The organism is Nocardioides sp. P4_G4 (assembly GCF_056401085.1).
Genome location: NZ_JBFUKA010000042.1, coordinates 22,526 through 37,845, shown reverse-complemented (window position 1 = coordinate 37,845; position 15,320 = coordinate 22,526). Strand labels below are relative to the sequence as shown.

General features: G+C 73.6%; 10 protein-coding genes. 2 read left to right on the top strand and 8 right to left on the bottom strand.

Going from position 1 to position 15,320, the window contains the following annotated elements; genetic code table 11:
* Positions 1-1,344, top strand: a 1,344-nt coding sequence (locus tag AC1DQF_RS11470; protein ID WP_477525345.1) for a glycosyltransferase family 4 protein, incomplete at its 5' end; no start/stop codon positions are given.
* A gap of 22 nt (positions 1,345-1,366) precedes the next feature.
* On the top strand, positions 1,367-4,270 hold the full coding sequence (locus tag AC1DQF_RS11465) for a glycosyltransferase (protein ID WP_477525344.1): 2,904 nt from the start codon (positions 1,367-1,369) through the stop codon (positions 4,268-4,270).
* A 51-nt stretch (positions 4,271-4,321) separates the two neighbouring features.
* Here AC1DQF_RS11465 and ftsY read toward each other — a convergent pair whose 3' ends face one another.
* The 8 genes from ftsY to AC1DQF_RS11425 form a co-directional block, all read right to left on the bottom strand.
* Complete coding sequence (gene ftsY, locus AC1DQF_RS11460; RefSeq protein WP_477525343.1) at positions 4,322-5,482, bottom strand: signal recognition particle-docking protein FtsY; 1,161 nt, start codon at positions 5,480-5,482, stop codon at positions 4,322-4,324.
* A 31-nt stretch (positions 5,483-5,513) separates the two neighbouring features.
* Positions 5,514-5,693, bottom strand: a complete 180-nt coding sequence (locus AC1DQF_RS11455; RefSeq protein WP_477525342.1) for a hypothetical protein — start codon at positions 5,691-5,693, stop codon at positions 5,514-5,516.
* Between the two features lie 96 nt (positions 5,694-5,789).
* Positions 5,790-6,242, bottom strand: coding sequence for an acyl-CoA thioesterase (locus AC1DQF_RS11450; RefSeq protein ID WP_477525341.1), 453 nt, complete (start codon positions 6,240-6,242; stop codon positions 5,790-5,792).
* A gap of 28 nt (positions 6,243-6,270) precedes the next feature.
* Positions 6,271-9,822: a chromosome segregation protein SMC gene (gene smc / locus AC1DQF_RS11445; RefSeq protein WP_477525340.1), complete on the bottom strand. Its 3,552-nt coding sequence runs from the start codon at positions 9,820-9,822 to the stop codon at positions 6,271-6,273.
* Positions 9,823-10,007: 185 nt separating this feature from the next.
* Entirely contained in the window at positions 10,008-11,636 is a 1,629-nt protein-coding gene (locus AC1DQF_RS11440) for a vWA domain-containing protein (RefSeq protein ID WP_477525339.1), read from the bottom strand.
* Positions 11,637-11,785: 149 nt separating this feature from the next.
* Positions 11,786-12,877 (bottom strand): pyridoxal-phosphate-dependent aminotransferase family protein, encoded by a 1,092-nt coding sequence (locus AC1DQF_RS11435; protein ID WP_477525338.1) that lies wholly within the window; start codon positions 12,875-12,877, stop codon positions 11,786-11,788.
* Positions 12,878-12,904: 27 nt separating this feature from the next.
* Positions 12,905-14,293, bottom strand: coding sequence for an FAD-binding oxidoreductase (locus AC1DQF_RS11430; protein WP_477525337.1), 1,389 nt, complete (start codon positions 14,291-14,293; stop codon positions 12,905-12,907).
* A gap of 58 nt (positions 14,294-14,351) precedes the next feature.
* A complete protein-coding gene (locus tag AC1DQF_RS11425; RefSeq protein ID WP_477525336.1) occupies positions 14,352-15,320 on the bottom strand; it encodes a hypothetical protein in 969 nt (322 codons plus the stop codon).

Here is a 15,320-nt window from a genome sequence, read left to right as displayed (position 1 = left end):
GTGCTGAACTCGCGGCTCGGTGCCGTCGAGGTCGGGCTGGACCTCCCGACGTACACGACCTCCGAGGAGCTCGGGGAGGTCATCACCGCCCGGCTCGCCGACCCGGAGCAGACCGCCGCCAGGGCCGCCGAGCTGCGCGAGGTGGTGCTCGACGGTCACACGTGGGACCACCGCGCCGCCGAGCTCGACGACCTCGTGCGGGCCCGCGCGCACCTCGAGCAGGCCGCGCCGCCCACCAAGGCCCTGCACTACTTCCCCGACTACAACCGGGCCAACCCCTACCAGGGCATGCTCTTCGCCGGCCTGGACGCCGTCGACGCCTACCCGGTGGCGGTGGCGGACGTGGTCACCCACCTGGAGAACCGTGCCGTCTCGGCGGTGCCCGGCACCCTCAACATCCACTGGACCACCCCGATCCTCCAGTACGCCGCCGGCCCGTACCGCGCGGCGATCGAGCTCGACCGCTTCAGCGCGGCGCTGCACAAGTTCCGGGCCGCCGGCGGACGACTCGTGTGGACGCTGCACAACGTGCTCCCGCACGAGGCCAAGCACGTGTGGGCCGAGACCCAGCTCGCCCAGCTGCTGGCCGACCGCGCCGACACCATCCACGCTCTGGCCGAGATCACCGCCCGGCAGGCGTCCGAGGTGCTGCGCCTCGACCCGCGCAAGGTGGTCGTGATCGAGCACTCGAGCTACCTGGGCCGCTACCCGCAGTGGATCAGCCGGGAGGCCGCCCGCGCGCAGCTCGGCTTCGGTCCCGACGACAAGGTGCTGGTGGCGCTCGGCGGCATCCGGCCCTACAAGGGTCTCGGCCGGTTGCTCGACGTGTTCCACGAGCTGGCCGACGAGGACCCCGCACTCCAGCTGCTGGTCGCCGGGAAGCCCGCCCAGACCCAGGAGACGGCCGGGCTCGAGCGTCGCTGCGAGCAGTCCCCGCGGGTGATCTCGGAGTTCTCCCACGTCCCCGACGACCAGCTCCAGGTCTGGTTCGGGGCCGCCGACCTGGCCGTGCTCCCCTACTCCCGCATCCTCAACTCCGGCGTGTTCTGGCTGGCCCAGACGTTCGGGCTGCCGATCGTCGGACCGCGCACGGGTGCCCTGCTGGACCTCGCCGACGAGCCCCACGTCCGACTGTTCAACCCGCGCGACGACCGGTCCCTCAAGGAGACGCTGCGCGCGGCGGTGCACGACCTCGTCGACGACCCCGAGCGGGCCGAGACGGCCCGTGCTTCCTCCCTGGCCACCGCCCGGTCCCGACCGCCGCAGCAGATGGCCTCCGACTTCGCGACCTTCATCGATCCGCTCCTCGGCAGCGAGCGCCCCTCCCGTCGAGCGGCGGGGTGAGCACGCCGTGATCGAACCTCCCATGAGCTCAGCGGCCCGACACTCGGCCCGCGACCTGGTGGCCTCCGGGCTGCTCGACCTGGACTGGATCGCCGCCCAGCTCGGCACCGAGCCCGGGACCGCCGAGGACGCCGCGCGCGCGGTCATCAACACCCCCGACATCTCGCCCCACCCGCTCTTCGAGGCGACCTGGCTCCCGGGCAAGGGCGTCTGGCAGGCCGGTGACCTCCCGCCGTCCCTCTGGTACGTCACCGAGGGCCCGCGCCGCAACCGGTTGGCACCGCACCCGCTCATCAACACCGAGCGCATCCACGAGGAGAACTCCGCCGCCCGCGACCACGAGTTCGGTCCCCTCGCCTGGTGGGCGGCGCACGCGACCCGGGACACCCCGCTGCCGGTACGCCGGGGCTACCCGCACATCTCGTGGGGAGAGTTCCGGGACAACGCCCTGCGCGCGGCCCGCGAGTGGCAGGTCCTGTCCTACCTGGACGCCAACCCCGGCGCCCACCAGCACTCCCCCGAGACGGCCGGGCCGGTGGTCAGCGTGCTGATGAGTGCGCAGGACGTCGGTCCGCTCCTCGCGCCCACCATCGCGGCGCTCCAGGCGCAGACCCTCGACCAGTGGGAGCTGCTGGTCCTGGACCGGGGCTCCATCGACGCCACCGGCGCCCTGGCCTCCGACGTGGCGGCCGGGGACCCCCGCGTCCGCGTGATCATGGGCTCGCGCACCCAGCTGGGCCGCACCTTCAACCGCGGGCTCCAGCGTGCCCGCGGCGAGTTCGTCGCCTTCCTCGAGCCCGGCCACCTGTGGCACCCGGAGTTCCTCGCCCGGGCCGTGGGGGTCCTGCGTGCCGGCGACCGCTCGGCCGTGCACGCCTTCCCCGGGCGCGAGACCCGGCTCTCCGGCGAGCTGGTGACCGTCTCGCAGTTCGACCTCGGCACCACGCTGCTGCGGCGCTCGGTGCTGACCGCGCTGGACGGTTTCGACGAGGGCGACTCCGAGGAGACGGTGGCCGACCTCGTACGCCGCCTCCGCGCCGGCGACCTGGAGTGGGCCAACCCCCTCGTCCTGCTGCGGGGCGTCACGGAGGACACCCCCGAGACGGTCAACTGGGAGGCCGCCCAGGCGACCGCCCGCGTGGTCGGGCAGACGAGCGTCGTGCTGCCGATGGGCATGGGCAGCCGCGGCACCGTCGACTGGCTGCTCGCCGGGGGCCCGGACGTCGATGTCGTCGTCGTCACCGCGCGCGACCGCCGCGGACCCCACCTGCTCACCTCGGCGCTGGCCGGTCTGCTGCCCGGCGTCACCAGCGTCTCGGTGCCCGCCGGCACGTCGATCAGCGCGGCGATGAACATCGGCATCGCGCACAGCAGCGGCGACACGGTGGTCCTCGTACGCCCCGAGGCCCAGCCGGCACCGGGCATCATCGGTCCGCTCACCGCGGCCGTGCGCGAGGAGGGCGTCGCGGTCGCCCAGCCGCTGGTCCTCGACCGTCGCGGTCTGATCCTCTCGGCCGGGGCGGGCTTCCCCCGGGGCGACGACCGCTTCGGGCTGCTCTTCGGCGGCTTTCCCGCCTCGGACGCACGCCGGCTCGGCCACACCGAGATCCCGGCGCCCGCCTCCCCCGTCGTCGCGCTGCAGGCCGACCGGCTGACCGCCCTCCGCGGGCTCGACCCGCTCTTCGAGGACGTCCTGGCCGAGACCGACCTGGGGCTGCGCGCCCTCGCGTCCGGCGTCGGCAGCAGCCTGCTGGTGCCCGACGTCACCGTCATCTCCCGCACGGCGTACGCCGAGCCCGCCGACCTCAAGGTCGCTCTCTCCGCCCTGCGCTCGCGACGCCACCAGGTCCCCGAGGACCGTACGGCGCTGCTGTGGCGTGCTGTCGGCTTCGACGTCGCCGGCGTCCGCACGCAGCGGGTCTCCGCCGACCCGGAGGACCCCGAGTCCGACTCCGTGCTGCTCCAGCAGCAGGTGGTGCGACCGGTGCGCGGCATCGACGAGAGCCCACCGCGCCTGCGCTGGACGATCGACACGGCGGCCCCTGCGGGGCCCCGGGGCGAGCGGTGGGGCGACACCCACTTCGCGCGCTCTCTTGCCGCCGCGCTCGAGCGGTGCGGCCAGTTCGTGTCGGTCGACTCGCGCGACGCCCGCCACCGCTCGTCGCGCGACCACGACGACGTCGTGCTGGTCCTGCGCGGCCTCGACCTCGTGGCCCCCCAGCCCGACGCCCTCAACATGGAGTGGATCATCAGCCACCCCGACCTGGTGACGGCCGAGGAGATCAAGGGCTTCGACCTCGTGTACGCCGCCAGCGTCAGCTGGCCCACCCAGGTCCGCCGCGACTGGGGGCTCGAGGTCAGCCCCCTGCTGCAGTGCACCGACCCGCGCTACTTCCACCCCGACCGCGGGGTGCCCGACACCGGCCCGCCGGTGCTGTTCGTCGGCAACTCGCGAGGCGTGTTCCGGCATGCGGTGCGCACCGCCCTGGCGGCCGACGCCGACCTGACCGTGCACGGCGCGGACTGGGACGAGTACCTCGACCCGCAGATGGTGGCGTCCAGCGGGGTGCCCAACGACGAGGTCGGGGTCCTCTACGCCTCTGCCGGGGTGGTGCTCAACGACCACCACGTCGACATGCGGCGGGACTCGTTCCTGTCCAACCGGCTCTTCGACGCGGCGGCCTGCGGGGCTCGCATCGCGACCGACGAGGTCTCCGGGCTCCACGAGACCTTCGGGGCGCTCGTGCAGCCCTTCGCCGACGAGCACGACCTCGCCCGCCTGGTGCGACCGCCGTACGCCGCCTTCCCGGACAACGCGACCCGACGGGAGCTCGCCCAGCGGATCATCGCCGAGCACACCTTCGACCAGCGCGCGGCGACCCTGGTCGACGACGCGGTCAGGGCCCTGCGGGCCAGGGAGCGCTGAGGGCACCAGGCGCGCAGGAGCCTGCGGAGTCGATCCGGTGCTTCCGGGCCCTCAGCCGAGCAGGGCGTCCACGAACGCCGCGGCGTCGAAGGGGGCCAGGTCGTCGGCGCCCTCGCCGAGCCCGACGAGCTTGACCGGGACGCCCAGCTCGCGCTGGACCGCGACGACGATGCCGCCCTTGGCCGAGCCGTCCAGCTTGGTCAGCACGATGCCGGTGACGTCGACGATCTCGCTGAAGACGCGGGCCTGGATCATGCCGTTCTGACCGGTCGTGGCATCGAGCACCAGGAGCACCTCGGTGACCGGGGCCTGCTTCTCGATGACGCGCTTGACCTTGCCGAGCTCGTCCATGAGGCCAGCCTTGTTCTGGAGGCGGCCGGCGGTGTCGACGATGACGGTGTCGATGCCCTGCTCGACGCCTTGCTTGACGGCCTCGAAGGCGACGCTGGCGGGGTCGGAGCCCTCCGGACCGCGCACCACCTCGACGCCCACTCGCTCGCCCCACGTCGCGAGCTGGTCGACGGCGGCGGCGCGGAACGTGTCAGCGGCCCCGAGCGTGACGCTGCGGTCCTCGGCCACCAGGATCCGGGCGATCTTGCCGACGGTGGTCGTCTTGCCGGCCCCGTTGACGCCGACCACGAGCACGACGCCCGGCTTGCCGTCCGCGCCGCTCACCTGGAGGCGGCGGTCCATGTCGGGGTCGACGAGGGCGATGAGCTCCTCGCGGAGCACCTCGCGAGCGTCGCTGGCGGTGTTGCCCTCGACGCGCAGGCGGGTGCGGAGGCGGTCGACCAGCTGCTGGGTGGGAGCCACGCCGATGTCGGCGGTGATGAGGGTGTCCTCGATGGACTCCCAGGTGTCCTCGTCGAGCCGGTCACGGCTCAGCAGGGCCAGCAGGCCGCGGCCCAGGGTCCCCTGGGAGCGGGAGAGCCGCTGGCGAAGGCGGACCAGCCGGCTGGCGGTGCCCTCCGGGCGTTCGAGGGCCGGCGCCTCGGGCTCGACCTCGACCGGTGGCGCGGTCTCGACGTCCGGCGCGGTGGGAGGCGCCTCGGTCGTGGGCGCCTCGGTCGTCGGGGTCTCCGGCGGCGCGATGACGTCGGTGCCCCCGGCCGGGGGCACGCCCTTGCGTCGGCGACCCGACGTGACGAGCCCGACGAGCGTGAGCACGCCGACGACGGCGATGCCGATGATCAGATACAGCCAGTCACCCATGGGGCAATCCAACCAGACGGTGCGGACGCCCTCAGGCGCGGATGTCCTCGTACTCGCCGATGGTCGGCAGGGCGTCGACGCCCTTGCGCATGGCGCTGCCCACCTGGGGCACGACCGGGACGTCCTCGCCGCGGTGCGGGAAGGCGACGTACACGACGACGGCGGCGGCCGCGACGAGCACGACCAGCATCACCAGGGTGATCACGAGCATGGATTCAACTCCCGAGTACGGCGGACCTGACTGCCAGCGTGGCACAGCGCGGCGCCGATCCCCATTCGGGACCGGGCGTCGACGTGTCGGCCCCGGTCAGGGGCGGAGCAGCGGCTCGACGGCGGCGCGGACGGCGTCGGGCATCGGCACGACGGGTCGCTGTCCGGCGCCGTGCTCGTTGTCGACGTAGACGTGCACGAAGCGCCCCTCGGCGGCGGCCTCGTCGGAGTCGCCCTGGAAGAGGCCGATCCGGTAGACGATCGAGGACGTGCCCACCTTGTCGACGACGAGTCCCGTCTCGATGGGCTCGGGGAACCCGATCTCGCGGAAGTAGCGGCACGACGTCTCGGCCACCACGCCGATCTGCGGCAGGTGCCGCACGTTGGTGCCGGTCGCCTCGAAGAGGTGCGCATTGACCGCGGTGTCGAAGAGCTCGTAGTAGGTCGCGTTGTTGAGGTGGCCGTAGGCGTCGTCGTCGCGCCAGCGCGTGGTCACGGTGCGCCACGCGACGTAGTCGGCACGGGTCGGCAGGGGGGCTCGTTCGCTCACGGCCGCCACCCTAGGACCCGGCCGACGCTCAGGCGCTCGCGGCCCGTTCGAGGCGCTGCGAGATCACCGCGGAGACGCCGTCGCCGCGCATGGTCACGCCGTAGAGCGCGTCACCGACCTCCATCGTGCGCTTCTGGTGGGTGATGACGAGCAGCTGGGAGTTCTCGCGCAGCTCCTCGTAGATCTGGAGCAGCCGGCCCAGGTTCGTGTCGTCGAGGGCGGCCTCGACCTCGTCGAGGATGTAGAACGGCGAGGGCCGGGCCTTGAAGAGCGCCACCAGGAAGGCCACCGCCACCAGGGAGCGCTCGCCGCCCGAGAGCAGCGAGAGGCGCTTGACCTTCTTGCCCGGCGGACGTGCCTCCACCTCGACGCCCGTGGTGAGCATGTCGGTGGGGTCGGTGAGGACCAGGCGCCCCTCACCGCCGGGGAACAGCCGCGCGAACGTCGCGTCGAAGGCCTTGGAGACGTCGGCGTACGCCTCGGTGAAGACCTGCTCGACGCGCTGGTCGACCTCGCGGACGATGTCGAGGAGGTCCTTGCGGGTGCGCCGCACGTCCTCGAGCTGCTCGGTGAGGAACTTGTGCCGCTCCTCCATCGCCGTGAACTCCTCCAGCGCGAGCGGGTTGACCCGACCGAGCATGGCGAGCTGGCGCTCGGCGGCCTTGAGCCGCTTCTGCTGCTCCTCGCGGACGAACGGCACCGGCGCCGGCGTCTCCTCCCCCTCGGGCACCTCGCCGCTGAAGGGCACCAGGGTGTCGGGGCCGTAGTCGGCGACGAGGCCGTCGACGTCCATGCCGAGCTCCTCGAGGGCGCGTTCCTCGAGCTGCTCGATGCGCATCCGCTGCTGGGTGCGGGCCATCTCGTCGCGGTGCACGGAGTTGACCAGCTCGTCGTGCTCGCGACCCAGGTCGCGGAGCGTGGTGCGTACGGCGAGGAGCTGCTGCTCGCGCTCCTGCCGGGACTGCTCGACCTCGGCCCGGCGGTCGGCGGCCAGCATCACCGAGCGCTCGAGCGCGTGCAGCACGACGCCGACGGCGGAGACCACCGCCTCGGCGGCCCGGCCCTCGCGGACCAGCCGCTCGCGTCGCTCGGCCGCACGGGCGCGGGACTCGCGCTCCGCGCGGGCGGCCCGGGCGAGGGAGTCGGCGCGACCGTGCAGGGCCCGGGCTCGTTCCTCCGCCGTGCGGAGCGACAGCCGGGCATCCATCTCGCCCTGCCGCGCCGCGCGGGCGGCCTCGACGAGGCGCTCGCGCTCGGTGGCGTCCGGCTCCTCGTCGGGGGCGTCCTCGGCGGTGGAGAGCCGGGTCTCGAGCTCGCTCAGGCCGGCCAGGTCCTTCTCGCGGGCCTCGTGGGCCGTGGCGATGGACCGTTCGAGGCGCTCGGCCTCGCCGCGTGCCGAGCGGGCGAGCGAGCCGTACTGCCCCAGCTCCTCGGCGACCGCGGCGAGGGTCGCGTCGGACTCGTGGAGCTTGGCCAGGGCGACGTCGGCCCGCTTGAGCGCGTCGTGGCGCTCGGCCTCCAGACCTGAGATGACGAACCCGAGCCGCTCGGTGCTCGCGGTGGCCTCCCCCAGCGCCAGGGTGGCCTCGTCGACGGCGGCCTGGACCTCGAGCAGGCTGGGCTGGCTGGAGGACCCGCCGGCGGCGTAGTGGACGCCCATCAGGTCACCGTCGAGGGTGACCACGGTGAGCTCGGGCAGGTCGGCGACGAGGGCGCGGGCGGCGGCGAGGTCCTCGACCACGGCGACCCGCTCCAGCAGCCGGGTGAGTGCCCCGGAGAGGTCGTCGGGGGCCTCGACAACGTCGACGGCGTACGTCGCGCCGTCCGGGAGGGCGGGCCAGTCGCGGTTCCGGGGCGGGGCACCGCCGAGGAGCAGTCCGGCCCGGCCGAGGTCGTCGTCCTTGAGGTGCCTGATGGCATCGACCGCGGCATCGGCGCCGGTGACCACGACCGCGTCGGCCGCCGAGCCGAGGGCCGCGGCGACAGCGGTCTCGTGCCCGGCCCGCACCGACAGCACGGCGGCCACGGAGCCGAGCAGCCCGGAGACGGTGTCGGTGGCGGCGAGCAGGGCGCCGGCGCCGTCCTTGCGGTTGAGGCCGATCTCGAGGGCGTCGCGCCGGGCGACGAGCCCGGCCCGGTCGCGGTCGGCCTGCTGGGCCTCGTCACGGGCGCGGGCCAACCGCTCGTCGATGTCGTCGAGCGCCTCGACCGCGGCCTCGTGCTCGGCGTCGAGCCCCTCCTCGCCGGCGTCGAGGCCGGCCACCCGGGTCTCGAGGGACGTGAAGTCGCGCTGGGCGCGGTCGGCGCGGGTGACGGCCTCCTCGCGGGCCGCCTCGAGGCGACCGATCTCGTCGTCCGCGGCGGCGGCCCGGGACCTGAGTGCGTTGACCTGCCCGTGCAGGCGGGCCAGGCCCTCGCGGCGGTCGGCGGCGGCGCGCTGGAGCCCGGCGATCCGGCGGTCCTCCTCGGCGGCGGCGTCCTCGGCGGCACGACGTACGGACACCGCGGACTCCAGGGCGACGCGCTGCTGCTCGACCTCGGCCCCGATCTGGGCCTCCTCCTGGCGCACCCGCTCGGCGTCCGCCTCGAGCCGGTCGGGGTCGCGCCCGGAGTCGACGGAGTCGTCGGCGGCACCGGCCGCGTTGCGCATCCGCTCCCCGGCCAGCGACTGGGTCCCTCGCAGCCGCTCCTTGAGCCCGGACAGGGCGAACCACGTCTCCTGCGCGGCGGACAGCGCCGGCAGGTCCTCGCGCAGGGCCGCCTCGAGCTGGGCCTCGCGCTCACGGCTGCGGGCCAGCTCGGCCTCGACCTGCTCGCGCCGCTCGACCAGCACGGTCTCGTCGGCCATCTCCTGCTCGAGCGCGGTGCGGGCGGTGACCAGGTCGTCGGCGACCAGCCGGGCCCGGGCATCACGCACGTCGGCCTGCACGGTGGCGGCCTTGCGGGCGACCTCCGCCTGGCGTCCCAACGGCTTGAGCTGGCGCCGGATCTCGGTGAGCAGGTCGCCGAGACGGGTGAGGTTGCCCTCGGTGGAGTCGAGCTTGCGGAGCGCCTTCTCCTTGCGCTTGCGGTGCTTGAGGACGCCCGCGGCCTCCTCGATGAAGCCGCGCCGGTCCTCCGGCGTCGCGTGCAGGATCGTGTCGAGCTGGCCCTGGCCGACGATCACGTGCATCTCGCGACCGATGCCGGAGTCGCTGAGCAGCTCCTGCACGTCGAGCAGTMGGCACGAGCTCCCGTTGATGGCGTACTCGGAGCCGCCGTTGCGGAACATGGTGCGACTGATCGTCACCTCGGAGTAGTCGATCGGCAGCGCACCGTCGGAGTTGTCGATCGTCAGCTGCACCTCGGCGCGGCCCAGCGGCGGCCGACCGGACGTACCGGCGAAGATGACGTCCTCCATCTTGCCGCCGCGCAGGGACTTGGCGCCCTGCTCACCCATCACCCAGGCGAGCGCGTCGACGACGTTGGACTTGCCGGAGCCGTTGGGGCCCACGATGCAGGTGATGCCCGGCTCGAGCTGGAGCGTCGTGGAGGAGGCGAAGGACTTGAAGCCCTTGAGCGTCAGGCTCTTGAGGTACAACGTGCTCCCCTGGCTCTGGTCGTCGGCGCGCGGTCGGGTGGTACGGCGATCGCGGCATCCTCTCAGACACCGGGGGAAGCGACGGCCACCTCACACTATGCGGCGGCGCGCGCTCGATCGGGGACCTCACCGCCGCCGCGGCTCCCTGAAGCTCGCGTCAGAGGGCGAGCCGGCTGACGCTCGCGTCAGAGGGCGAGCCGGATGTGGCGTCGCTTGCTCACGGCGAGGTCGATCCGGTGCGTGCCGACCTTGCCCGCGCCGTGGAGCCGGAAGGTGCCGCCGCGCACGCGGGCCCTGTCGGTGGTCGTCGCCTTCTCGAGGAGGCGGACGACGCTGCCGGCCCTGGCGGTCGTCCGACAGACCACCAGCCAGCCGCCGCCGCGCCGGGTGACCTTGCAGGCCGAGATCGGCGCCATGGGCACGGCGGCGGCACTCCCCGCGAAGCCGGTGGGCGGCACCAGCACCACCTGCAGCAGGTGCAACCGCGCCCGGGGCTTCCAGCTCACGGTGAACCTCCCGTCGCGGTCGGTCCGGTTCTGGCCGACCGTGGTCCAGGGGTCGCCCGCGGCGGCGCGGGCCTGCAGCTGGACCTGCGCCCCGGCCAGCGAGGCGGCGACGGTCAGGTCGTCGACGGGGCGTCCGACGCGCCCGGTCACCCGTGGCGGCAGGGGGGCGCGGGTGGGCTTGGGCGGTGTCACCTTGATGACCGTGGCCTGCAGGGAGCCGGGAGCATAGGTGACCGATCCGGTGGCCGGCGCGGGTCCCGCGGCGGAGGCCACCGTGAACGTGCGCTGCGCCCGCTCCGTGGCCCCGGAGGCGAGGATCGCCTCGACGGTGGCGGTGTAGGTCCCGGCACCGAGGACGAAGCCGGCCCTCCAGCCGCCGAACGCGTCGACCCTGGCGGCCACGGCGACGTGGTCGATGGTCACCGTCACGCCGCTGACGGCGTCGGGCCGCGAGCCGGTGAGTCCCGCGGTGAGCGACGCCGGGTCGGCAACCACCGTGCAGCTCTCACCCGTGGCCGACGCCATCTTGTACAGGCTCCCGTAGGGCGCGCAGGTGGCGTCGGCCCCGATGCCGAAGCTGCGCAGCCGGACCCCGGAGCGGGACAGGTTGCCGAGGAGCGTGTCGTCGATGGCCGACTGCCCGTCGGAGAGGAACATGACCCACTTCGGTCCCGCCGGGGCGGTCGCCAGCGTGGACAGCGCCACGGAGACTGCACTGTTGAAGGCGGTCCCGGCACCGCTGCCGCCGAGGTCCGTGGGGTCGTAGAGCCCGATCCGGTCGCGGACGACGCTGGTGGCCACGGTGCTGATGCGGGGACGCGCATCGCCGCCGGTGTAGCCGGGCGGCAGGAACGTCGTCGTACCGACCGGATCGAGGTCGGCCACGGCGGCGTCGTTGGCGAACGCCACCAGGCCCACCTGGAGCCCGCTCGTGGTGGCCAGGCTGGAGTTGAGGGCCTCGACCCCGGCGATCTCGCAGTCGAGGATGTCCCCCGTGCTGCCGTCGCCGTTGAGGTCGTCCTCCAGGCCGACACCGCCGTTGCCGGAGCAGTCGGTCCGGTCCGGGGACGCGGTGGACTTCGTGGCGTCGAAGACGTACAGCACGGTCGTGACCTCCCCGGGCGCCACGCCGACACTGCCGGTGAGGTCCACGGTGCCGGCGAGGGGAGTGACCGGAGCGTCGATGCTCACCGCCGCCGAGGCCGGCTGGGACCCGACGACCAGCAACGACAACGACGCGGCCACCAGTCCCACGGTCGTGGCCGCGGCCAGGGTTCGACGGCGGGCGAAGGTAGTGACGGGCTGCATGGGAGGACGATCCCGGTGGGGCGTACCCCAAGATGACGAGGCCGCAACGGAATCATCAATCCTGGGTAGCAACCTCACCCCTGGGGGCTAGYCGCCCCCGGAGGTCCTGGCACGTTCGGACCAGTTCTTTACCTGGGGGCGGGCACGGATCAGGCGTGGTCGAGGGCGTCGCGCAGGGCGGCGAGCACGAGCAGCACCGCGTCCGGGCGGGCGTTGTGGCCCATCAGCCCGATCCGCCACACGGACGCGGCGTACTCCCCCGCCCCCGCACCGATCTCGAGGTCGTGGGTCTCGAGGAGGTAGCGGCGGACGGCGGCCGAGTCGACACCTTCGGGGACCTTGACGGTGGTGAGCTCGGGCAGCCGGTGCCCCTCGGCGGCGAACAGCTCGAGCCCGAGCTCGGCCAGACCGGCGTGCAGCTGGGCGCCGGCCGCCTCGTGTCGGGCCCAGACGGCCTCCCGGCCCTCCTCGAGCACCCGGGTCAACCCTCCGTGCAGGCTGGCGACCATCGCCGTGGGAGCCGTGTGGTGGTAGGTCCGCTGGCCCTTGCCGGCGGCCTCGCCGACGTAGCCGCCGAGCATGCCCAGGTCGAGGTACCACGAGCGCGGCTTCTCGACCCGTCGCTCGAAGGCACGGTCGTTGATGGTGAAGGGGGCCAGGCCAGGGGCGACGCCGAGGCACTTCTGGGTGCCGGCATAGCCGACGTCGACGCCCCACGCGTCGGCCTCGAGCTCGATGCCGCCAATGCTGGTGACGGCGTCGGCGACCAGGAGGGCGTCGCCCTTGCCGGCCCCCAGCGCGGCGATGTCCGAGCGGACGCCGGTGGAGGTCTCGGCGTGCACGGCGGCGATGATCGCCGGGCTGGGGTGCGCGTCCAGGACACGCTGCACGTCGACCGGCTGCCCCCACTCGTGCTCGACGGGCACGACGGTCGCACCGCACCGGGCCGCCACGTCGCACATCCGCTGGCCGAACAGCCCGTTGACGGCGACCACCACGACGTCACCGTCGTGGACGGTGTTGACGAAGGCGGCCTCCATGCCGGCGCTGCCGGTGGCGCTCAACGGCAGGGTGCGCGAGCTGGTCGTGCCCCACACCGTGCGGAGCATCTCGCACGTCTCGTCCATGATGCGCAGGAACTCCGGGTCCAGGTGCCCCAGCAACGGCCGGGCCAGGGCTGCGGTCGCCTCCGGGTAGGGGTTGGAGGGTCCGGGGCCGAAGAGGTGCCGTTCGCGGATCATGGGACCCAAACTAGAGGACGCCCGGTCCTAGAGGATGGCACCCGGGTTGAGGATGCCCGCCGGGTCCAGCGCGTCCTTGACGCGGCGGGTCAGCGCCATCACGTCGTCGCCGAGCTGCGCGGGCAGGGCCGCCTTCTTGGTGCGGCCCACGCCGTGCTCGCCGGTGATCGTGCCGCCGAGGCCGATCGCCGCGTGCATGATCTCGTCGAAGGCCGCGAGGGCCCGTAGCCGGGCGTCGTCGTCACCGCGCGGCACGACGATGAGCGGGTGGGTGTTGCCGTCGCCGGCGTGCGCGACCACCGGGATCAGCAGGTCGTGCCGGGCGGCGACCCGCGCGACGGCCTCGACGAGCTCGGGCAGGCGCGGCACCGGTACGCCGACGTCCTCGAGCATGAGCTCCCCCAGCGGCTCGACCGCGGGGATCACCATCCGCCGGGCCTGCACGAAGAGCTCGCCCTCGTCGGGGTCGTCGGTGACGAACACGTCGGAGGAGCCCGCTGCCTCGCAGGCGACCCGCATCGCGTCCACCTCCGCGGCGCACGCCGTACCGGGCGCGTCGCTCTGCGCGACGAGCAGTGCGCCGGCGTCGGTGTCGAGCCCCATGGGCCGGAACGACTCGACGGCGCGGATGGACGGCCGGTCCATCAGCTCGAGCATCGAGGGCCGCAGCTGCCGGCGGATCGCGACGACCGCCTCGGCGGCCGCCGTCATCGTGGGGAAAGCCGCGACCATCGTGGACCCGACGGGCTGCGTCGGCACGAGGCGCAGGATCGCCCGTGTGACGATGCCCAGCGTCCCCTCGCTGCCGACGAACAGCTTGAGCAGCGGTAGCCCGGCCACGTCCTTGATCCGCCTGCCGCCCAGCGTGACCAGGGTGCCGTCGGCGAGCACGACGTCGAGGCCGAGGACGTAGTCGGTGGTGACGCCGTACTTCACGCAGCACAGGCCGCCGGCGTTGGTGGCCACGTTGCCGCCGATCGAGCAGATCTCGTACGACGACGGGTCCGGCGGGTACCAGAGCCCGTGCGCGGCGGCGGCGGCCTTGACGTCCTTGTTGAGTGCGCCCGGCTCGACGACCGCGACCTGGCAGGCGTCGTCCACCTCGATCCCGGTCATCCGTTCCAGGCTGAGCACGATGCCTCCGTCGACGGCGCTGGACCCGCCCGACAGGCCGGTCCCGGCGCCACGGGGCACCACGGGGATCCCGTGCTCGGCGGCCCAGCGCACGGCCGTCTTCACCTGGGCGGCGTCCTCGGCCCGGACAACGGCGAGCGGGACCCCAGCGTGCGGGTCCTGGGACCGGTCCCAGCGGTACTTCTCAGTGCGCGCCGCATCGGTCACCACCACCCCGTCGGGCAGCGCAGCGACCAGCACGGCCAGCGGCCCGGACGGGTCTTCGGTGCGGACGGCGGCCATGGCGCCATGCAACCACGTCCGGCAACCTCCTGTCGGCGAGCGGCGAGCAGGCACCGACTCAGGGCAGGGCACCCCAGATCCCGCTGAGGTCGGCGAACCAGAGCCGGTCGTCCGTGACGCACCACCCGGCCCACTTCTGGTTGTGACCGAGGCGCGCGGCCCGGAGCCGGCCCGGTGGACCAGGGAGCATGCTCCAGCCGTGGGCGTGCTGCAGCCACAGCTGGACCCCCTGCTCCTCCTGCACCACGAGGCTCAACCGTCCGCCCCAGTCCGGGTGCGCCGACTCGTACGGCGGACCGTCGACGTGGGCGATCGTGACCATCGGATGCGCGACGTCCAGCCGCACGCGGGGTGCCGCCAGGCGGGTGCCGGCATGGGAGAACACGACCGGCTCCCCGTTGCGGTGACCGGCGAGCACCGGTTCCCAGCGGGAGTAGGAGTCGGTGAACGCGTCGGGTGACTCGTCCAGCACGACTCGCTCCCACTCCTCGCCGGCGTAGCGCCAGGCCTGGGGTGCACGGTCCCCGCCGGGTGYGTCCGCGACCGGGCCGCCGACGAGCAGCCCGATCTCCGCTCCGGCGACCGTCAGGGCACCAGCGACGTGGGGTGCGCCGTCGCCGAGCCAGACCCCACCTGTCGGCGACTCGCCGCCGGGCTCGTAGGCGAACAGCTGCCCGTCCGCCCGAAGGGTCAGCGTGCAGGGATCCTCGTCACCGCACACCTCCCAGGCCCGCACGGGTGGCTCATCGGGAGAGTCGGTGAGCAGCGACTCCGTGTCATCGCCGGGGAAAGATCGCGGCGGGGTCCCGCAGATCCACTGGGCGTCGAGCTCGGGGACCATGGCCGACCACACCGGTGCGGTCCCCCCGCCGAGTTGCCGCTCGACCCGGCCGTCGGCACTCACCCCCGCGACGTATGCCGCCTCCTCGACCTGCCCGGTGACCAGGATGCCCCGGCCGTACGGCGTGCGGTTCACCAGGCCGTGGGCTCGTGCGCCGTCGAGGTCGACCTGCCGCCACTCGATCAT

Bases quoted from the DNA above. Each gene is read 5' to 3' on its own strand.
- AC1DQF_RS11465 (WP_477525344.1), top strand. From the start codon at position 1,367: ATGAGCTCAGCGGCCCGACACTCGGCCCGCGACCTGGTGGCCTCCGGG.
- ftsY (WP_477525343.1), bottom strand. From the start codon at position 5,482: ATGGGTGACTGGCTGTATCTGATCATCGGCATCGCCGTCGTCGGCGTG.
- AC1DQF_RS11455 (WP_477525342.1), bottom strand. From the start codon at position 5,693: ATGCTCGTGATCACCCTGGTGATGCTGGTCGTGCTCGTCGCGGCCGCC.
- AC1DQF_RS11440 (WP_477525339.1), bottom strand. From the start codon at position 11,636: ATGCAGCCCGTCACTACCTTCGCCCGCCGTCGAACCCTGGCCGCGGCC.
- AC1DQF_RS11435 (WP_477525338.1), bottom strand. From the start codon at position 12,877: ATGATCCGCGAACGGCACCTCTTCGGCCCCGGACCCTCCAACCCCTAC.
- AC1DQF_RS11430 (WP_477525337.1), bottom strand. From the start codon at position 14,293: ATGGCCGCCGTCCGCACCGAAGACCCGTCCGGGCCGCTGGCCGTGCTG.